The sequence below is a fragment of the Flavobacterium omnivorum genome (genome assembly GCF_900099915.1).
In the GTDB taxonomy this organism is placed as follows: Bacteria; Bacteroidota; Bacteroidia; order Flavobacteriales; family Flavobacteriaceae; genus Flavobacterium; species Flavobacterium omnivorum.
Genome location: NZ_FNDB01000001.1, coordinates 149,910 through 171,531, shown reverse-complemented (window position 1 = coordinate 171,531; position 21,622 = coordinate 149,910). Strand labels below are relative to the sequence as shown.

At 35.6% G+C, this 21,622-nt stretch carries 17 protein-coding genes and 1 pseudogene; 15 read left to right on the top strand and 3 right to left on the bottom strand.

Annotated elements, in window-relative coordinates:
- Nucleotides 1-34: 34 nt before the first annotated feature.
- The 6 genes and pseudogenes from BLS90_RS00800 to BLS90_RS16610 all read left to right on the top strand — a co-directional run.
- Complete coding sequence (locus BLS90_RS00800) at nucleotides 35-814, top strand: patatin-like phospholipase family protein (protein WP_091253883.1); 780 nt, start codon at nucleotides 35-37, stop codon at nucleotides 812-814.
- Between the two features lie 68 nt (nucleotides 815-882).
- Nucleotides 883-1,590, top strand: a complete 708-nt coding sequence (gene pyrH, locus BLS90_RS00795) for a UMP kinase (protein WP_091253881.1) — start codon at nucleotides 883-885, stop codon at nucleotides 1,588-1,590.
- A gap of 38 nt (nucleotides 1,591-1,628) precedes the next feature.
- The gene (gene frr / locus BLS90_RS00790) at nucleotides 1,629-2,192 is read left to right on the top strand and encodes a ribosome recycling factor (RefSeq protein ID WP_066075279.1); all 564 of its coding nucleotides are present in this window, start codon (nucleotides 1,629-1,631) and stop codon (nucleotides 2,190-2,192) included.
- Between the two features lie 198 nt (nucleotides 2,193-2,390).
- Complete coding sequence (locus tag BLS90_RS16730) at nucleotides 2,391-4,121, top strand: hypothetical protein (RefSeq protein ID WP_091253879.1); 1,731 nt, start codon at nucleotides 2,391-2,393, stop codon at nucleotides 4,119-4,121.
- 16 nt (nucleotides 4,122-4,137) lie between these two features.
- The gene (locus BLS90_RS00780; protein WP_091253875.1) at nucleotides 4,138-4,596 is read left to right on the top strand and encodes a hypothetical protein; all 459 of its coding nucleotides are present in this window, start codon (nucleotides 4,138-4,140) and stop codon (nucleotides 4,594-4,596) included.
- Nucleotides 4,597-5,393: 797 nt separating this feature from the next.
- A pseudogene (locus BLS90_RS16610) lies at nucleotides 5,394-5,501 on the top strand (ribosome recycling factor); the annotation flags it as partial.
- 79 nt (nucleotides 5,502-5,580) lie between these two features.
- Here the strand turns inward: BLS90_RS16610 and BLS90_RS00770 are convergent.
- On the bottom strand, nucleotides 5,581-5,910 hold the full coding sequence (locus BLS90_RS00770; RefSeq protein WP_091253869.1) for a DMT family transporter: 330 nt from the start codon (nucleotides 5,908-5,910) through the stop codon (nucleotides 5,581-5,583).
- 1 nt (nucleotide 5,911) lies between these two features.
- Entirely contained in the window at nucleotides 5,912-8,182 is a 2,271-nt protein-coding gene (locus BLS90_RS00765; RefSeq protein WP_091253867.1) for a cation:proton antiporter, read from the bottom strand.
- A 197-nt stretch (nucleotides 8,183-8,379) separates the two neighbouring features.
- On the opposite strand from BLS90_RS00765, the gene BLS90_RS00760 reads away from it, so the two are divergent.
- From BLS90_RS00760 to rpoN, 3 genes are all read left to right on the top strand, one after another.
- Complete coding sequence (locus BLS90_RS00760; protein ID WP_091253862.1) at nucleotides 8,380-10,797, top strand: efflux RND transporter permease subunit; 2,418 nt, start codon at nucleotides 8,380-8,382, stop codon at nucleotides 10,795-10,797.
- Nucleotides 10,798-11,224: 427 nt separating this feature from the next.
- Nucleotides 11,225-12,661, top strand: coding sequence for an asparagine--tRNA ligase (gene asnS / locus BLS90_RS00750; RefSeq protein WP_091253855.1), 1,437 nt, complete (start codon nucleotides 11,225-11,227; stop codon nucleotides 12,659-12,661).
- A gap of 83 nt (nucleotides 12,662-12,744) precedes the next feature.
- A complete protein-coding gene (gene rpoN, locus BLS90_RS00745; protein WP_091253851.1) occupies nucleotides 12,745-14,211 on the top strand; it encodes an RNA polymerase factor sigma-54 in 1,467 nt (488 codons plus the stop codon).
- A 158-nt stretch (nucleotides 14,212-14,369) separates the two neighbouring features.
- On the opposite strand, the gene BLS90_RS00740 is transcribed toward rpoN, so the two are convergent.
- Nucleotides 14,370-14,960, bottom strand: coding sequence for a thymidine kinase (locus tag BLS90_RS00740; protein WP_091253847.1), 591 nt, complete (start codon nucleotides 14,958-14,960; stop codon nucleotides 14,370-14,372).
- A 247-nt stretch (nucleotides 14,961-15,207) separates the two neighbouring features.
- On the opposite strand from BLS90_RS00740, the gene BLS90_RS00735 reads away from it, so the two are divergent.
- The 6 genes from BLS90_RS00735 to recJ all read left to right on the top strand — a co-directional run bounded on the left by BLS90_RS00735 (nucleotide 15,208) and on the right by recJ (nucleotide 21,612).
- Complete coding sequence (locus tag BLS90_RS00735) at nucleotides 15,208-16,299, top strand: hypothetical protein (RefSeq protein WP_091253844.1); 1,092 nt, start codon at nucleotides 15,208-15,210, stop codon at nucleotides 16,297-16,299.
- 77 nt (nucleotides 16,300-16,376) lie between these two features.
- Nucleotides 16,377-17,096, top strand: a complete 720-nt coding sequence (rsmI, locus tag BLS90_RS00730) for a 16S rRNA (cytidine(1402)-2'-O)-methyltransferase (protein WP_091253841.1) — start codon at nucleotides 16,377-16,379, stop codon at nucleotides 17,094-17,096.
- Nucleotides 17,093-18,145 carry a flavin monoamine oxidase family protein gene (locus BLS90_RS00725; protein ID WP_091253838.1) on the top strand — a complete coding sequence of 351 codons (1,053 nt, stop codon included), beginning with the start codon at nucleotides 17,093-17,095 and terminating at the stop codon, nucleotides 18,143-18,145. The genes rsmI and BLS90_RS00725 overlap by 4 nt, the downstream gene beginning before the upstream one ends.
- A 15-nt stretch (nucleotides 18,146-18,160) precedes the next feature.
- Entirely contained in the window at nucleotides 18,161-18,505 is a 345-nt protein-coding gene (locus tag BLS90_RS00720; RefSeq protein ID WP_091254604.1) for a HopJ type III effector protein, read from the top strand.
- A 121-nt stretch (nucleotides 18,506-18,626) separates the two neighbouring features.
- A complete protein-coding gene (locus BLS90_RS00715; RefSeq protein WP_091253835.1) occupies nucleotides 18,627-19,817 on the top strand; it encodes an ATP-binding protein in 1,191 nt (396 codons plus the stop codon).
- Between the two features lie 103 nt (nucleotides 19,818-19,920).
- Nucleotides 19,921-21,612, top strand: a complete 1,692-nt coding sequence (gene recJ, locus BLS90_RS00710) for a single-stranded-DNA-specific exonuclease RecJ (protein ID WP_091253832.1) — start codon at nucleotides 19,921-19,923, stop codon at nucleotides 21,610-21,612.
- Nucleotides 21,613-21,622: the final 10 nt, after the last annotated feature.

The window sequence follows — 21,622 nt, the reverse complement described above, 5'->3', positions numbered from 1 at the left end:
GCCAAAAAGAGTAATTTTATAACAAATAGTTACAATGGATTTAAAAACAAAGTCGATAGGATTGGTACTTTCTGGCGGGGGCTCTAAAGGTTTAGCACACGCTGGAGTTATAAAATTTTTAGAAGAACAAAATATTAAGCCTTCGCAAATAGCAGGCACGAGTGCGGGATCCATTGTTGGTGCATTGTATGCTTGGGGAAAAACACCCGAAGAAATTTTGGAATTTTTCAAATCCATTTATCTTTTTCATTGGAAACACCTCACTTTTAAAAAAGCAGGACTAATTGATTCCGAATCCTTCCGCATTTATTTTCACAGTATTTTTGGAAATGCCGTTTTAAGCGATTTGAAAATTCCAATTCAAATTACAGCAACTGATATGGTTAGGGGAAAATTAAAAGTGTTTGGTCCTAAAATAAAAATCGTTGATGCTATTTTAGCCTCTTCTGCCTTTCCAGGAATTTTGTCGCCGTATGAGATCGAAGGGAGCATATATAGTGACGGCGGAATACTAAACCATTTCCCCACCGATATTCTGCAAGGACAATGTGATACAGTAATAGGAGTTTATGTAAGTCCAATCCAGAAAATTGAAGCCAAAGATTTGCGTTCTATCAAAGCGGTGACTACACGGGCTTTTGATATACTTTCGGCAAATTCAAATATGCATAAATTTAATATTTGCGACTGGGTTATAGAACCAAAGGATTTGTGTCTGTATAGCACCTTTGAAACCAGCAAAGTAAAGATGGATGCGGTTTTTACTATTGGCTATGAAGCCGCAAAAAAATCGTATGAAAAACTTAGTTTATAAAATTTAAGCAACATTATATTAAAAAAAAAAGAATATTCTATATTTGCACCAATCAACTCAACACACACATGAAATACAAAAGAATTCTTCTGAAACTAAGTGGCGAAGCTTTAATGGGCGACTTGCAATACGGAATTGACCCAAAAAGACTGGCTGAATATGCTGACGAAATCAAGCAAATTCATGACAAAGGAGTAGAAATAGCCATTGTAATAGGTGGTGGAAATATTTTTAGAGGAGTTGCCGGAGCCAGTGCAGGAATGGATCGAGTTCAAGGAGATTATATGGGAATGCTAGCCACTGTTATCAATGGGATGGCATTACAAGGAGCACTGGAAGAAAAAGGGATGAAAACCCGTTTGCAAACGGCATTGAAAATGGAATCCATAGCAGAACCTTACATTAAAAGAAGAGCAGATCGTCATCTTGAAAAAGGAAGAATTGTGATTTTTGGCGCAGGTACAGGAAATCCCTATTTTACAACAGATACCGCTGCTGTTTTACGCGGTATAGAAATCAATGCTAATGTAATCCTAAAAGGAACTCGTGTAGATGGAGTGTATGATTGTGATCCGGAAAAAAATGCCGCAGCGATTAAATTTGATACGATCACCTTTGATGACGTACTTAAAAAAGGATTGAATGTAATGGATACCACTGCATTTACCTTGAGCCAGGAAAACAAATTACCAATCGTAGTTTTCGACATGAACAAGGTAGGAAATCTATTGAAAATTTGTGCAGGAGAAAACATAGGAACCATAGTAAATATATAGCCCCTAAATTCTAAAGAGGGAAATCAAAATTTAAAAAAATGACTGAAGAAATTGAATTTATTTTAGATAGCACCAAAGAATCCATGACGGGTTCAATTGCGCATTTAGAAAAAGAATTTTTGAATATTCGTGCCGGAAAAGCATCTCCAGCCATGCTTGGAAGTGTTTTTGTAGATTATTATGGATCTGCTACACCGCTATCTCAAGTTTCAAAAATTAGTGTTCCAGATGCTAGAACTATTACTTTACAGCCTTTTGAAAAAAACATGCTGCAAGTCATTGAAAAAGCAATTATGATTGCAAACATTGGTTTTAATCCAATGAACAATGGCGATGTAATTATCATTAGCGTTCCCGCATTGACAGAGGAAAGAAGACGCGATCTAGCAAAACAAGCCAAAGTTGAAGCAGAAGATGCTAAAGTGGGTATTCGAAATGCCAGAAAAGATGCCAATACCGAAATCAAAAAACTGGAAAAAGACGGGACTTCAGAGGACATTTGCAAATCTGCCGAAGATGAAGTTCAAAACTTAACCAATACGTTTATTCGTAAAATTGATGAACTTTTAGTGGTGAAAGAAGCTGAAATCATGAAGGTGTAATCATAACCAAATATACTTTAAAACCGTCTTGTTGATTTACGAGAGGGTTTTTTTTTGCTTAAATATCACTAAAAGTGGGTATTGTAACTTGTGAAATATTTCCTATTTTTATGAAATATTAACATCTAAAAATTTTATGAAAACAAACAAACAAACAAACAGCTAAAAAACTATTTATGCAGGACAACTATCCTTAGCTTGGTTTTAATTTTACTTAGTTGTAGTGAAGATTTATATGAGGAAAATATTGATGCTTCAATTGGCAAAGCAACTATTACTGAAATGAAATTTGAAGAGCTTTTGGCAAAAGATTCTAAATTTAAAGACTTAGTTGAAAAAGTAGGTGGAAATTTGATTACAAAAAAAAATGCGTTCAAAATACAAAATGATTTTATCATCACTAACGACAATGTAAAAAAAATTAAATTAAACAATATTATTTCTTATACAATGGCGATAAAAAGAAACAATGTTTCTGATAATTTAAGTTTTGAAAATTTAGTTATACAAGAAGAAATTAATACTAATCCAAGAGCATACATTTTAAAATATATACCTAATAATATTATATTATCAGAAGGTCAATTATTGAATTTTGAAGGTAAAATTCAAATGAATCGTTTAGAAAAAGCACCTAAATTTAATAACAACAAACCACAGAACCGAACCACAGAATCAGAATGTTTCGTATATGTAGACCAATTATGGTGTTCAGCACCTTATCAAGGTAGTACACAACATCATTTACCCGGTGCGTCGTGTAAAGTTTCAACCCTCTATATAAGAACAGTTAAAGTATTAACACCTGATGCATGTGGTAGTACTGGTGGTGGTGGAACAAGTGGTTCAACAGGAAGTGATGGTGGTTTTGGCGATCCCTACGGTATAGGAGGCGGTGGCGGCTACGACAACAGTGATTACCCAACAGAGGATGCATATACAGAGAATTATCAACAATATATTACAGTCCCTATATTGAGTGCAGAAAATAGTTTTGATATAAAGAATACTTTGATTTTTTATAACAGTCTTTCTTTTCAGCAGCAACAATGGGCTATTGACAACCCTAATTCATACAATCAAATTATCCAATATCAAATAGACAACAAATGGAGCGATGAAAGTAAAGAATTTTCTATACAAATAATAACACCATTAAGTGGAGACTCTTCATTAAAAATCGATATTGAGTCTTCTTTTAAATCACCAATGAATATTGATTGTTCAAGTATTCCCTATGACCCTACAAAACCCGAAAATCAGAAGTTCAATGAATTATTCAAGGCATTAAAAACGTCTGCTGAATTTAAAAAACTGTTTTTAGATATTTTCCACGATAGTAAACGATTTAATGTTAAATTTGAAATAGCCGATCGAGTATATGAAGATAATAATTCTAGTAAACCAGAAGTTAATGCTACCACAAGTGAAGATCCAGTTACAAAAAATTTGACAATAAAAATTAGTAAACAAATATTAATTTCAGGATCAACAAGATCCCAAACCAATATTGAAAATACAAAAACAATATTACATGAATGCATTCATGCTTATCTTTTTTCAAAAGCTGCTAATCCTGCTGTGGGGGTTACTTTTGTTAAAACTTTAAATAATAAATATCCTACTCCTGATGAACAACACAATTTCATGTATGATAAAATGATACCTACTATGCAAAAAGTTCTTAGCGAAGTAAGAGATTTAGTAACGACTATACCAAAAAGAACTATCCTAGAAGAGTATACAATGCATCCAACAACAAATCCATTGGCTTCTATTCCATTTAATTGGGCTGATTATTATCGTTATTTAAGTTTAAGCGGATTAGATGAAACCGACTGTTTTAAACAGGATTTTCAAAATCCTTCAGATGCTCTGAGGTTACACCAAAATTATATTGATGCTGGTAAAACTGAATTAGACCGTTAACTTAAAGTATAATAAGATGAAAAAATTAGCCTTTTTAATTATATTTTTTTGCTATTCTCATAGTCATGCACAAGATATTGAGTATATCAAAAAACTTGACACTGTTTACGTAAAGTTTAAACAATCTGTTAATCAGACGAAACAGGGTTCGGCAGATTATCGTTTTTATACAATTACGCTTGATAAAATTCAAGACGAAGGTTCTTTATATTTTACTAAACCTGATTTTAAAGATAATTCAACAGAGACAGCTAAAAAATATTTGCCTAGAATCGAAAAGAAATCTTTTCTGAAGAAGCATAAAAACAATATTGTTGGAATAGATTTTTTTCAAAAATACGGTATTAAAAAAAGCACATACGACGCTTTTTCTGTAAATAGTGTAATTTACATCATTGATTGTGATGAACGAAAAAAAGACAAAATTTCTTTGTATAGAGTTTCAATGTCGAGTTCTTATCGTATGGGAGAATAAAACAGTATTAGGTTATGTTGACGAAATTACCCCCAGCTGGAGCAATCGACTCGCTCGTGATGCTTGTTATGGATTAATATGATTTTGATTTATGGCTAGGTTTAAAAATTAAAGAATGTCACAATTTAGGTTGTCTTCACGAGCGAAACGCCCCGTGAGCTAGGGAAGTAGATGTTTCATATGAGATAATAATTAATAATCCTAACGGAACAATAATTTCAATAAAAAAGTTGTAATGGAAAAAATAGTAAATGATTAAAGTATTGAATTAATTATTTGGCAAATATTTTTAGTGATATTGGTCCTAATAATTGTTTATTTTTTAGTTAAACTTTATAAAAAATTTAACAACTTTTTAAATAAAGACAAATAGATTTATTTAAAAGAATTCAAAAAAAAGACAAGAAGGCGCAAACATGCAGTTACTGACAATTCTTGATGGCAAATGTAACCGAGGTTTACTTTAGTATTTAGCTTTCTTTTGAATTATGGTAAGATATGAATTGTTTTCACGACGGGGATGCTTACGCGAGATGGGACCAAAATCATGAAGTTTCAATTCCCATTAAATCATATAAAACCCGTTTTATTATCATGTAAACAGGACGGGTTTTTTGTTTTTAATGGGATTTTGCATAGATTGTTTTTGGACTTCAAAATTACTTCCGCTAGCGCGAGCGTCCCGCTCGTGATGCCTGTTATGGATTAATATAATTTTGGTTTGTGGTAGTGTTTAAAAATTAAAGCATGTGACAAAACAGATTGTGTTCACGAGCAATACGCTCGCGCGAGCTGGGGATATTTGCAAAACTGCCGAAGATGAAGTACAAAACTTGACCAACACTTTCATCCGTAAAATAGATGAACTTTTAGTGGTGAAAGAAGCTGAAATCATGAAGGTGTAATTACAGCTTCAATTATATTAAAAATGCGTCGTGCTAGAAACTCGACGCATTTTTTATTTAAAAAATTTAAAATGTCTTTTTAATGACTCGAAACAAATTTTAATCCAATAATCGAACTGATTAAAGTGGTAATAAAAAATATTCGCCAGAAATCAGCCGGTTCTTTGAATACAAAAATCCCAACCAATACGGTTCCCACAGCGCCAATTCCGGTCCACACGGCATAAGCGGTCCCTATGGGTAAGGTTTGTGTGGCTTTGTAAAGCAACACCATACTTATTGTCAAGCAAACCAAAAATCCGCCCAACCATAAGGTTGCTGTTGTCCCGGTGCTTTCTTTGGCTTTGCCTAAACAAGTGGCGAAACCCACTTCAAAAAGACCACCGATAATTAATAAAATCCAATTCATATTACTGTTTTAAAATTAGTACTGAAGGAACGTCGCTGAGCCAGACACTTCTGGAATCAACTAATTGTTTCCAACTTTCAAGACTAATTAACATTAAATCCTGTTGGTCTAAAAATTCCTTTTTAATAGTTTTATCCGTTATCAAACTAATGTTATTTGGATATTTTTGTTCCAATGAATCAATCGCACTCTTGATTACAAAATTAGTAGTAACAAACCCATTGACATCCAAAATAACAATTTTAGTATTATTGTTGTAAATTAATTTTTGAATATAATCAATCACAAACGAATCCTCTGGACTAAAAATTGGAATAAAAACATGTTTGACTTGTTGTAAATCTTTATCAATCAAAATCCCGATTGGCATTTTGGTTTTGGAAATAATCTGTCTGGTTCTTTCATCAAAAGGAGAATTTTCAAACAAGCCTTCTTTTCCGGTGAACTTATCAATTAAACGATCCGGATTGATTATTCTAGTTGTAAAACCGATTACTTTCCCAAGAATCGTACCTTCAAATATTGATTTCCCCAGACCTATCAATAACAAATCGTAATCGCCTTGATTGGCTACATCAGCAATCTCAGTTTCAATATCCATCGTTGCTTTAAAAATGGTGGTGATATCCTGTTTCAGCAGTTGCGACTCTTCCACAATGGGATAAAAACTATTTTTTTCTTTATCATCCATATTAAAAGTGTGCATCTCATCACTCAAAGACAAATGCATCACGGTAATACTGGAAGTGTTTTTCTGTTTTTTTATCAAACTATTGGCCAATCGCAATAACGATTTCCCTTTTTCGTTGTTTCCAAACGAAATTAAAATACGGTATTTATTCTGGTTTGTTGGTTCTATAATTTCAACACCATCTTTAGTTTTAAAGATGTAATTGATTAAATCTAAAGCTGGTCCCGTCATAAATGTGGTAACCAAAGCCATAATTACCATCATGGTGAACACTTCGGGAGTCAAAACTTTTAGTTCTAAACCGATGTTCAAGACAATCAATTCCATTAAACCTCTGGTGTTCATTAAGGCTCCAATGGTTAAGCTGTCACGCCAACTCTGTCCTACAAATTTGGCTGCCAAGGCACTTCCCAGAAATTTCCCTACTACAGCTACCAAAATAATAAAACCAGTAACTTTCCATAGATACGGATCATTGATCAGACCAATTTCAGTTTTTAAACCCGTGAATACAAAAAACAAAGGCAGTAAAAGTATCAAGGCTACGTCCTCTACTTTTTCTATGAAAATAGTTCTGAATTTTGGAACATCTGGCATAATAGCTCCTGCCATAAAAGCACCAAATAAGGCATGAATACCAATCACCTCAGTGGCATAAGATGAAATGATTAAAACGAGAAAAAAGATAGCTACAACCGGTTTGATAATAGTGTCTTTTGAACCATATAAATCTCCAATTCGCTTTAGAAATGGCTTTACAATATAAATCATGGCTATAACATAAAGCACTGCCAACATAATGATGTATAAAGAACTAACGAAAGTTCCTGCTTTGACAATGGCAATAACCACGGCCAAAATACACCATGCCGTAATATCATCGGCAGCGGCACAGGTAATGACAATAGCACCTAATTTCGTTTTATGAATTCCTCGTTCCTGCACGATTCTGGCCAAAACCGGAAAAGCGGTGATACTCAACGCAATTCCCATAAACAAACTAAAGGAAAGGAATTTAACACCTTCAGGAGCAAATCGATTGTACACAAAATATGCTAGTCCTATTCCAAGAGCAAAAGGAATTACGATACTCGCATGACTAATGACCACCGCTTCATTGGCTTTATTCTTCAGCACTTTTAAATCGAGTTCCATGCCGATGACGAACATAAAAAGGATTAATCCTATCTGACTTAAAAATTTTAAATTCCCTAAGGACTCAGCGGGAAATAAAGCTAGAGAAAATTCCGGAAAATACATTCCTAATAAAGACGGCCCGAGCACAATTCCAGCAATAATTTCCCCAATTACGGAGGGCTGGCCAATTTTCTTGAAAATCCATCCAAAAACACGGGCAACAAGTATTATGGTTATAATTTGGGCTAATAGAATAGCCAAAGGATCTTGAAAATTGTGTTGCATCGAAGTTAGAAAATCTCCCCAAGAACCCTTTCCGCTTTCAGGCGTGACAATTGTTTCAGCCACTTCTAAACGTTTCCCTTTCGTTATAATCCAATACATCAAAGCAGTAAAACCGCCTGTTACAATCAAATAAAAAACGGTGTTTTTATAATTCTTCATATACTATTTTATGTCAGCACTCTCAACTGTGAACCATGACGATGAGAATTCAAATGTATTAATTATATCTCAAAAAAATATTTAATTATAAATAAAATAAAGTGGCGTTCATATTGGCATTTACATCTAAAAAGTTTCCGTTAAAACAAATGATTTACAGCGGTTTTAACTACCTTTACCGCCGTTAAACAGGAAATATGATCAAGTGGTTTAGTTTAGGATTTTGGGAATTAATAGCTCGAATTGTCCTTAGAAATAGAATTTTAATGTTATCCATTATTGTTGTGATAACTGGGCTTTTAGCACTGCAATGGAAAAATATCCACTTCACTTTTACCGAAGCCAATTTATTACCGGATGATAATATTGTAAATATCGAGTACAACGCCTTTTTGAATAAATTTGGCGAAGAAGGAAATATGGTCATCATCGGTGTAAAAGATGACGCCATATTTACGCCAAAAGCATACGCTTCCTGGAGTAAAATGATGAATACGCTGAAAGGAGACAAAGCGGTTGATTTAGTTGTTTCACTAAATGATTTAAAGAAATTACAAAAAAATGATTCGCTGCAAACTTTCGAATTAGTCACTTTTGTGGACCAAAGCAAAACTGTTGACCCGGCATATCTTCAAAAAATAAAAAAAGAACTTTTCAATGATTTGCCTTTTTATGAAGGATTGCTTTTCAATAAAAGATCGGGAAGCATTCGCTCTGCTGTTTACATGGATAAGAAAATTGTAAACACGGCTGCCCGAAAAGATTTTGTTCTTGATAAATTAGTTCCCGCGGTTGAAACATTCGAAAAAGAAACCGGAATCGACCTGCGTGTTTCGGGAATGCCTTATATCCGAACACTGAATGCAAAAACCATTACTGATGAAATCAGCATCTTCATTGGAGCTTCATTATTAGTCACATCTCTGCTTTTCTTTTTCTTTTTTAGAAGTTTTAGAGCCACCTTAATATCAATGATTATCGTAATTATTGGCGTCATGTGGTCTTTTGGATTTTTAGGCTTATTGAATTACGAAATCACAGTTTTAACGGCTTTAGTTCCTTCATTAATCATTGTAATCGGGATTCCGAATTGTATTTTCCTGACCAATAAATACCATCAGGAATACAAAATTCACCACAATAAAGCCAAAGCATTACAGCGAGTTACTACCAAAGTAGGAATGGCAACCTTGATGACAAACCTCACCACAGCGATAGGCTTTGCTACTTTTGTCGCTTCTAACAACCAATTGTTATTAGAATTTGGAGTGGTGACTTCTATCAATATTATGGCACTTTTCTTTTTGTGTATCATTGTAATCCCTATTTTTCATAGTTACATTCCCGCACCAAAAGAGCGTCACATCGAGCATTTGGACCGTAATTACGTGAAGGTTTTCATGGATTGGATTCTGAGAAATGTAAAATACAATCGGTTTTCAATTTATGTCGTTTCGATTATTCTTCTTGTAATTAGCATTGTAGGAATCTATGAAATGCGTATTTCCGGCAGTTTGATTGAAGACATGCCGAAAAAAGAAGCCTTTTTTGAGGATATTGTTTTCTTCGAAAAAGAATTTGACGGCGTGATGCCGCTCGAAATTATGATTGACACCAAACGCAAAAAAGGAGTCATGAAATTATCTACGTTGAGGCGAATGGACGAACTGGAGAAAACTATTGACGAAATTCCGGAACTATCTAAACCTATTTCCATTGTGAATCTGGTAAAATATTCCAAACAGGCTTATTACAACGGAAACCCCGATTATTACGATTTACCAAGTTCACAAGAACAGTCGTTTATTTTGTCGTATGCTAAAAATGCGACGAAAAACTCGAAAGACAATCTGATGAAAAGTTACGTAGATTCCACGGGACAATTTGCCCGAATCACGACTTTTATGCGCGATGAAAACGGCGATAATATTGCCAAAATTGAAGCTGAAATTCGCAAGAAAGCAGATAAAATTTTCCCGCCAGATCAATACAAAGTCACCATAACCGGAAAAGCACTGGTTTTCCAGAAAGGAACCGGTTACCTGCTGGACAACTTACTTTCATCGCTGGCTTTCGCCTTTTTCCTGACCGCGCTTTTGATTGGTTTTATGTTCCGTTCATTCAAAATGGTACTCGTTTCCATCATTCCAAATTTATTACCGTTGATGCTAACTGCAGGAATTATGGGCTTTCTTGATATTCCGCTGAAACCGTCGACGATATTGGTTTTCGGAATTGCGTTTGGACTTTCGGTGGATGACACCGTGAGATTCCTGTCTCAATACCGTGAGGAATTAAAGAAAAACAACTGGAAAATCCGCAAATCCGTTTACGCCACATTTACGGATGCCGGCTTGAGCATGTTCTATACTTCTATCGTGTTGTTCTTTGGTTTTTCGGTATTTATGTTGTCCAGTTTTGGAGGAACAATCGCACTTGGTGGATTGATTTCACTGACATTATTGTTCGGGATGCTGTCTAATTTGATGTTACTACCGGCTTTGGTACTGACCTTGAATAAAACACTGGCTAACGAACAAGATTTTATCGAACCTAAAATTGATATCATCGAACCAAGCGATGCCGAAATTGATGATTTAGAGAAAAATAAGTAGCAGTTTTTGGAGCTTTTTCCCGCTATTCGTTGCAATCTTCCTGTTTTTTAAAGAAAAAACAGGAAGGATTTTCACTGCTATCGCGGCTATGGAATTGTGGAAACCTAGAAACTTGTTACTGTAACTCACATAAAATGACTTATCGTGGTGAGATTCCTCCTTCGTCGGCATGACAAATAAAGAATAGAAAGACAAAACGGTGCAGGAAATTCATTAGAATGTTTCTGAAAAACTCCCAAATACCTCCATTCGTTTAGCCCCGATAGCAGCGGCATCCTTTTACTTTTTTCTTTCAAAAGTAAAAGATATAGCGAATAGCGGGAAATAGCTCCTGATTACCCTATTTCTCGCAATGACTTTTCAAACAAATCATTTATATTTGCACTTCAGTCACGAGACAATTTTTAAAATCAATTATACACATAAAATGAGACATACAAAAGTTAAAGACTTACTAAACAGCACAACAACGCTTCATGAAGTGAATGCAAAAGGATGGGTGAGAACTTTTAGAAACAATCAATTTATTGCCTTAAACGATGGTTCGACCATTGATAATATTCAATGTGTTGTCGATTTTGAGAACACGCCAGACGAAACCTTGAAAAGAATTACGACTGGAGCTGCGATTTCTGTAACAGGAACATTGGTAGAAAGTAAAGGAGCCGGACAAAAATTTGAAATTCAAGTAGCTCAACTAGAAATCCTTGGAGACTCGGATGCAGAGAAGTTCCCGATACAACCCAAAAACAAACCGAGCTTGGATTTCTTGCGTGAAAATGCACATTTAAGAGTTCGTACTAATATGTTTGGAGCGATTATGAGAGTACGCTCCGTATTATCGTATGCGGTTCACAGTTATTTTCAAGAAAAAGGTTTTGTGTATGTGAATACGCCAATCATCACGGGATCGGATGCTGAAGGCGCTGGTGAAATGTTTAAAGTTACCGCTTTGCCATTTGACGGAACACCAAGAACAGAAGACGGAAAAGTGAATTACAAGGAAGATTTCTTCGGGAAAGAAACGAACTTAACGGTTTCGGGACAATTAGAAGGAGAAACTTTCGCCATGGCTTTGGGCCAAATTTATACTTTTGGACCAACATTTAGAGCCGAAAACTCAAATACTTCACGTCACCTTGCGGAATTTTGGATGATTGAGCCGGAAGTGGCTTTCAATGATTTGAATGACAATATGGATTTGGCTGAAGATTTTATTCAGTATGTAATCAAATACACTTTGGACAAATGTCCTGAGGATTTAAAATTCTTGGAAACGCGATTATTGGATGAAGAGAAATCAAAACCCGTTGCGGAAAGAAGTGAAATGCCGCTTTTGGAAAAATTAAATTTTGTTTTGGAAAACAATTTCAAACGAGTTTCATATACGGAAGCAATTGATATTTTAAGAGAATGTACGCCAAATAAAAAGAAAAAATTCAACTACATTATCAACGAATGGGGTGCTGATTTACAGTCAGAACACGAACGTTACTTGGTAGAGAAACACTTTAAATGTCCAGTAATCTTGTTTGATTACCCGGCAAATATCAAAGCATTTTACATGCGTTTGAACGAAGACGGAAAAACAGTTCGCGCCATGGATATTCTTTTCCCTGGAATTGGAGAAATCGTGGGAGGTTCTCAAAGAGAAGAGCGTTTTGATGTTTTGGTTGAAAAAATGAAAGCCTTAGGAATTGACGAAGAAGAATTATGGTGGTATCTTGATACCCGAAGATTTGGTTCAGCAGTTCACTCTGGTTTTGGACTTGGGTTCGAAAGATTGGTATTATTTGTAACAGGAATGACAAACATTCGCGACGTAATTCCTTTCCCGAGAACGCCAATGAATGCAGAATTCTAAAAATTTGTTTCAGATTTAAAGTTTAAAGTTGTTGAACGTTCTGCAACCTTAAACTTTAAACCTTAAACTTTTAAACAATAAAAATGCTAAAGCAATTTCTAAATTTAAAATTATCCCAGAAATTATCCCCTCAGCAAATACAGCTGATGAAGTTAATTCAATTGCCTACGCAAGCTTTTGAGCAACGACTACTCGAAGAAATGAATGAAAATCCAGCGCTTGAAACTGGAAAAGAAGAGGATGAGTACGAGAAAGACGAGTTCGAAAACGAAGATTTTGACGATTATGACGATGCCGAATCGGAGCGCATTGACGCTGAAGACATCAACATTGATGAATATTTAAGCAACGACGAAACGCCAGATTATAAAACACAGGCTAATAACTACAGCGATGACGATGATGATCGGGAAACGCCTTTTGCCGCGCCAGTGAGTTTTCATCAGGATTTAATCAATCAGTTGAATACTTTTATCTTGAATGATGAGGAGCGAGATATCGCTGAATTCCTTGTGGGAAGTATCGATGACATGGGGTATATCCGCAGAAGCGTTGCTGATATGGTAGACGATATGGCATTCACGCAAGGCATTTACACCGATGAGAAAATGGTGGAGAAAATGCTGCAAGTAATTCATGAACTGGAACCATCCGGCGTAGGCGCACAAGATTTACAGGAATGCTTGCTGTTACAACTAAAACATAAAACACCTACAGAATCCGTAGAACTAGCCACTGACATTATCGAAAATCAGTTTGATGCGTTTACCAAAAAGCATTACGACAAGCTGTTACAAAAATACAATGTTTCGAATGAGCAACTGAAAAAAGCCATTCATGAAATAGAGAAATTGAATCCAAAACCAGGCGGTTCTTTTACCGGAAACAATAAGGTAACTGAAAATGTAGTACCTGACTTTGCGATCCGAATTGTAGATGGTGAACTGGAACTCACCCTAAACGGACGCAATGCTCCTTCCCTGCACGTTTCCAAAGATTATCAGGAAATGATGCAAACCTACAAGGATTCCCGCGACAAATCAGCGCAGCAAAAAGATGCGGTGCAGTTTATCAAGCAAAAACTAGACTCTGCTAAATGGTTTATTGATGCGATTCGCCAGCGTCAAGAAACACTTTTTGTAACCATGAATGCGATTATGCATTATCAAGAAGAATTTTTCCTAGATGGTGATGAAACCAAGTTGAAACCGATGATCCTGAAAGATATTGCTGATATGGTGGGCCTCGACATTTCTACGATTTCACGTGTGGCAAACAGCAAGTATGTGGAAACGCCTTATGGGACAAAACTAATAAAGGAGTTCTTCTCAGAATCAATGAAGAACGATCAAGGAGAAGATGTTTCTACATTAGAAATTAAAAAAATTCTTCAGAACACCATTGAGGAAGAAGATAAGAAAAAACCACTACCAGACGATCAGTTAGCTGAAATTCTTAAAGAAAAAGGCTATCCTATCGCAAGAAGAACAATTGCAAAATACAGAGAACAACTCGATATTCCGGTAGCGAGAATGAGAAAGAAGATGTAAGACTGTTGATTTAGAAATACTAAAAGGGGAAATTTGTTTTGAAGCAAATTTCCCCTTTTTTATAAATTAACCCTTTCAGAGTTTTAAACTCTGAAAGGATTTCATATTTCAATCCAGTTCCGGCTCCCTCTCCTTTGGAGAGGGTTGGGGAGAGGATTTTATTTCTCCTCATCTTTGCGCATTGCATGATAATACGCAGCACGACTCAATGGTTCGTATTCTTCGGTTTCGCCGAGCATAACCAGTTTATCATTATCCGTTTTACGGAAACTATAATTAGCGAGATTTCCGGTACGAGTACAAACAGCGTGAACTTTAGTAACATATTCGGCAGTGGCCATTAATGCAGGCATTGGACCAAAAGGATTTCCCTTAAAATCCATATCTAATCCGGCAACAATTACCCTGATTCCCTGATTGGCCAAATCGTTGCAAATTTTGACAATTTCATCATCAAAAAACTGTGCTTCGTCAATACCTACCACATCACAACCTTGCGCCAAAATAGCAATATTTGCGGCAGCAGGAACAGGCGTAGAACGGATTTCATTGGCGTCATGAGATACGACCATTTCATCATCGTAGCGCGTATCAATTGCCGGTTTGAAAATTTCTACTTTTTGCTTGGCAAACTGCGCTCTTCTCAAACGACGGATCAATTCTTCGGTTTTACCCGAAAACATGGAGCCACAAATGACTTCAATCCAACCAAATTGTTCTTTATGATTTACTGTATTTTCGAGAAACATTTTGTATTTTTCTAACTTAAAAAATGAATAGTTTTTATTACTTTGTAATAAGCGAACCGACTTAAAAATTTTATACTTTTACGTCGTTTCAAAAGTATAAAATTTATATCAAATCGGAGATTCGCGAGCACTTATTTAAAAAAATAAAAAATTGCGATACAAAGAATCCCTTTTGTGGGTACAATATAAAAAGTAGTACTAAAACACATCAAAAAAGACCTGCCTAACACCCTATAATTTCAAAGTTATGAAAAAAAAATTGGAAGCCGATTTAATCAGCATTGCACACAGAATATTACAGCTAAAAAATAAATCTGACATCAATCAATTATATCTTGAAACACAGAAATTATACGAAAAACTTTCTGTCTTACGATTTGTTGACGAACATTTCAGTGAAGCAAAGCCAACTATTGGTATAACGGAAATTAGCAAAGCAATAGAATCTATTTATGATACAACTGAATCAGTTCACCCGGAAGCAGAAGTTGTAATTAAAGAAACTGCTGTAGAAGAAACTACTGAAATGACTTTGAAACAAAACGCAGAAACAACTCCTGTAGCAGCATCAAAACCAGTTGCAACAGCAGAAGAAAGTACTGTTGAAGCAGAGGAAATAGAGCCTCAACAAATTCCTGTAGCAGAAACAATTACGGAGGAAAACGTTGAAACGACTGTGGAGCAACCAGAAGTGGTAGTTGATAAAAACGAAGAAGTAGAAGAAGAAATATCGAAAACTATTGAGGAAGAAACTATTGAAGAAAAGGAACTAGTATTAGATACAGAACAAGAAATAAAAGAAGAAGCTCAGGAAAGTGATACTGCGATTGCACCTGCTTTTGAGTTATCACAGGAAAAAGAAGTACAAACTGAACTGGAAATACCAAAGAAAACAGAAGCTGTACAAATCTCTTTTGAAGATCTTTTAGGCGGCAATTATCACGATACTCTTTTTGTAAAAAAACAACAAGTAGATAATATTCCAACTGTAGTAGTCATTGAAGTTCCAAAAGACGATACAGCCACTGAAGCACCAAAATCAGCCCCTTTACAATCACAAATAGTCGAAAAGACAGAACCGAAAATAGTTTCTTTGAATGATAAATTAGCCAAAGGAATTAACATCGATTTAAATGACCGTCTGGCGTTTATAAAACATCTTTTTGGAAACAGCAGTGAAGATTACAACCGTGTTTTGAGCCAATTGATTACGTTTGATACCTTCTATGAAACTAGAGATTTTGTTCAAGAAATGGTAAAACCAGATTATAATAACTGGCAAGGAAAACAAGAGTATGAAGAACGTTTCATGGATATTATTGAGAAAAAATTCCTGTAAAATTCCTTCTATAGTATTGATTACGCATTTCAACAGTTTCTGATTTTATTGGAAATTTGTACTTAATTATTTTATCTATGTCAAAATTATATATCGTTCCTACGCCTATTGGCAACCTCGAAGACATGACTTTTCGGGCGATTCGGATTCTTAAGGAAGTAGATTTGATTCTCGCCGAAGACACGCGTACGAGCGGAAAATTATTAAAGCATTTCGATATTGGCACGCACATGTACAGCCATCACATGCACAACGAACATAAAACAATCGAAAATCTGATTTCGAGGTTGAAAGCTGGAGAAAATATCGCCTTAATTTCAGATGCAGGAACACCTGCAATTTCTGATCCCGGTTTTTTATTAACACGTGCTTGTGTTGAAAATGGAGTTGAAGTAGAATGTTTGCCTGGAGCCACGGCATTTGTACCTGCTTTAGTCAACAGTGGCCTACCTAATGACAAATTTATTTTCGAAGGATTTTTACCTGACAAAAAAGGCAAACAAACTCGTTATTTGGCTTTAGCCGATGAAACCCGTACCATGATTTTATATGTCTCTCCACATAAATTATTAAAAACATTGGCGGAATTCATCACTTATTTTGGAGAAAACAGACCGATTTGTGTGTGCAGAGAATTATCAAAACTACATGAAGAAAATGTTCGAGGAACGGTACGAGAAGTATTAAACCATTTTGAAAAAATAGCTCCACGAGGAGAAATTGTGGTGGTGATAGGTGGAAAAACAATAATCAAAGAGCCGAAAAAAAGGAAATTTTCGGAGGAAGAAGAATCATGAAAAAGGCAAAAGTTATTATAATAGGAGCTGGACTTTGCGGACTTTACACTGCTTTTTTACTTCAAAAAAAAGGTGTTGAACTTGTACTATTAGAGGCCAATACGAGAACTGGAGGCCGCATAAAAACTATCACTGGGACAACCGCTGTTACCATGGAAATGGGTGCGACTTGGTTTGGAAACCAACATAACCACCTTCTGGAAGTACTCAGATCGTTAGAAATCCCCTATTTTAAGCAACACACACAAGGCATTTCATTATTTGAAACCATGTCTTTTGTTCCACCACAGAAATTCGAAATTTCGGATTCTGAGGAACCTTCTTTTCGCATCGAAGGCGGAACTGAAACCTTAATTAAAAGATTAATTTCTGAAATCGGCATTCAAAACATTAAAAAAAATACCAAAATTACAGTAATAAAAGAGGAAAACAACCATTTAATCGTAACGGATTCTGACGGAAAAAGCTATTCCGCCGATAAGGTGATTAGCACTATTCCACCTAATTTGTTAGTGAACTCAGTGGTATTCGAACCTAATTTACCCGAAAATTTCACACAACTAGCCAAGAAAACGCATACTTGGATGGGTGAATCCATTAAAATCGCTGTGGAATATAAAACTCCTTTTTGGAAACAAAATAACTACTCTGGAACGTTATTCAGTCAAGCCAGTATTATTCAGGAAATGTACGACCACAGTACAGCTGATAATTCCGGTTTTGCGTTGAAAGGATTTTTAAACGGTGGAACCGCAGTACTTTCCATGGAGGAACGCAAAGAGAAAGTAATAGCGCAACTAACGACATTCTTTGGGCCAGAAGCTACGGATTATGTAGCCTATTATGAGAACGTTTGGCGGGAAGAACCACTTACATTTGAACCGTATGAGCAACTCGTATTAGCCCACCAAAACAACGGACATTCTCTTTTTAAAACACCGTTATTAAACGAAAAATTATATATTTCAGGCGCTGAAACCGCCACTCAAAACCCTGGTTATATGGACGGCGCTATTTTTGCCGCGAAAACAATTGCCTCACAATTCTAAACAATGAAAATCAATATGACTATAACTGCTTTCTTAGAAAAATTAACACAAACTCCTGAAGCAATAGTGTTTTCAGAAACCATTGCAACTATCGAAGAAAACTACGAATTTACTGCAACGGCATTTGAGAATGGTTTGCAACACAATGCAGCAGGAGAAAATTCAGGATCTTGTAAATTATTTGCTTTCGCCGAAATTCGAAATTTATCAGAAGCAGAAACATTAGCCTGTTTTGGAGCATATTACTTCGAAGATGTTCTGCAAAATCCAAACGGAACGGATCATCAAAACATTCGTAATTTCATAAAAACCGGTTGGGACGGAATTGCCTTTTACGGAAGTGCTTTAGTGTTGAAATAATAAGTTGTTATTTGTACGTAACAAAATATTGCAAAATTGTTATCTACAAATAACAAAATACGTTAAAAACGTTACTTATGCATTACATTTTTGAGTATATTTGTTGTCTAAAACAAACAAAATGGAAAATCTATTGCTGGAATTTCAACAGAAAATTATTAGAACCTCTTTAGACTTTCAGCGGTACTTGATGAAAGAAATTGATTGGAACAACCAGTTGGTTGCTATAAAAGGAGCAAGAGGTTCCGGCAAGACTACCTTGTTATTGCAATACGCAAAGCAACATCTGAACCTCAAAACAAGTTTATTTGTGAGTTTAGACCATTTATTTTTCATTGAAAATACTTTAATAGATTTGGCTAAAGATTTCTCTAAAATGGGAGGCAGTCATCTCCTTTTAGACGAAGTTCATAAATACCCCAACTGGTCGAGAGAGTTAAAGCTAATTTATGATGATGTTCCCGACTTGAAAGTAATATTCACCTCATCATCAATGTTAGAAATATATAAATCTGAATCTGATTTGAGCAGACGTGCTGTCAGTTATGATTTAAAAGAAATGTCTTTTAGAGAATTTATTGTTTTCGAAACGGGTCTAGTTTTGAAATCGCATACGTTAGAAGATCTATTAGAAAATCATACTGAAATTTCAAATTCACTTTTGCAACGCATAAAACCAATCCCGTTATTTATTAAATACCTCGAAATAGGCGCGTATCCATATTACAAGGAAAACAGTAAGTTATACCATCAAAAATTAATAAACACCATTAATTTAATAATTGAAGTTGACATTAATGCTGTAGACCACATCAGTTATGATTTGATTATGAAACTCAAAAAGCTCTTATTTGCCATAGCAACAAGCGCGCCTTTTACACCAAATATCACTAAATTAAGCGAAAGAATTGGCGCTTCCAGAGCAGTGCTGATTCAAGCTATAAAACAATTAGAAAGAGCGGGATTAGTAAACGAATTGTACCGCCCTACTAAAGGAATTGGCGTATTGACAAAACCCGAGAAACTATTCTTAAACAATACTAATTTGATGTTTGCACTCGCAAAAAATAATACCAATGTGGGTAATTTAAGAGAGACTTTTTTTGTAAATCAATTCAAAAATTTAGCTACAATACATTTAGCAGATCACGGCGATTTTTTGATCAATGAAAAATACACTTTTGAAATTGGAGGAAAAAACAAAACCCAAGTACAAATTCACAACGTAAAAAACAGTTACCTTGCTAAGGACAATATTGAGATTGGAGTTGGGAATATCATTCCTATTTGGCTCTTTGGCTTCTTATATTAATTATTCTAAATCATTTTCAAAAAGATCTTATCTTTTAATAGATGGCCGCCCGCAATCGATTCAATAAAAAAAATCTTTTTTAAATCCCTAAACCAAAAATAATATGCGTTGGACACTCAAACCAAAACCTTCAGAAGAAACTGTACAGCATTTAGCGACAGCGTTGAATGTAGAAGATTTTGTAGCCACTTTATTAGTCCAACGCGGCATTGAAACTTTCGATGAAGCTAAGGCATTTTTTCGCCCTTCCTTAGACCATTTACACGATCCATATCTCATGAAAGACATGGATAAAGCAGTCGAACGAATCGAGAAAGCGATTGAAAATGAGGAAAACATTCTTGTCTTTGGCGATTATGATGTGGACGGAACAACAGCGGTCTCCCTTGTTTCCTCCTATTTGAAAACCTACTACCCAAATGTGGCAACGTACATCCCCGATCGTTATGGAGAAGGTTATGGTATTTCATTCAAAGGTATTGACTTTGCTGACGACAATGGATTTTCACTCATTATTGCATTAGATTGTGGCATAAAATCCATTGATCATGTGGGCTACGCCAAAGCACGAAATATCGATTTTATCATTTGTGACCATCATAGACCTGGAGAATTCTTACCCGAAGCCGTTGCCGTTCTCGATCCAAAAAGGGATGACTGTACGTATCCTTATGATGAATTGTGCGGTTGTGGAATTGGTTTCAAATTAATTCAGGCTTTGGGCCAAAACCGAAATGAAACTATTGATGATTTGATTCCGTATCTGGATTTAGTTTCGGCTGCTATTGCTGCTGATATTGTACCAATGACTGGAGAAAATCGAGTATTAGCTTACTTTGGATTACAAGTCATCAATACTGATCCAAGACCGGGAATTAAAGCCATTATTCACCAAATAAAAAAACAAACCTTAGATATTACCGATGTTGTCTTCATCATTGCGCCCAGAATAAACGCGGCAGGACGCATCAAACACGGCAATCATGCGGTAGAATTATTAACCGAATTTGATTTTGAGCAAGCCCAACAATTTGCTTCAGAAATCGAGGCGTATAACTCGGAGCGAAAGGATTTAGACAAATTAATCACCAAAGAAGCATTAAAACAAATTGAGGAAAACAACGAGAAAGAACGTTTTACTTCCGTCGTTTTTCAAGAAGACTGGCATAAAGGCGTGATTGGAATTGTTGCTTCCAGATTGATTGAAACCTATTACCGTCCAACCCTAGTTTTTACCAAAAGTGGTGATAAATATGCTGCATCGGCACGTTCCGTGAAAGGATTTGATGTGTACAATGCACTCGAGGCGTGTACCGAGCATTTGGAGCAATTTGGAGGTCACATGTATGCTGCGGGAATGACGTTAAAAGAAGAAAATTACCAAATCTTCAAAGATGCTTTCGAAAAAGAAGTTGAAAGAACTATTCATCCGGACATGTTGACACCCGAAATTGCGGTTGATGCCGAAATTGATTTTGCTGATATTACACCAAAATTAATTCGGATTCTGAAACAATTTGAACCGTACGGACCACAAAATATGACTCCAATTTTCCTGACCAAAAACATCAAAGACACCGGTTATGGAAAACCTCTAGGACAAGAAGAGGAACACTTAAAACTTTTTATCAAACAAAACAATTCCGAAGGTCTTGCTGCAATTGGTTTTAATTTGGGAAACAAAATCGAACTGACTACGCATCAAAAACCTTTTCAAGCGGTCTATTGCATTGATGAAAACGAATGGAAAGGCAAATTTAGTTTGCAATTGCGATTGCGAGATATTAAAGAATGATTTATTTGTA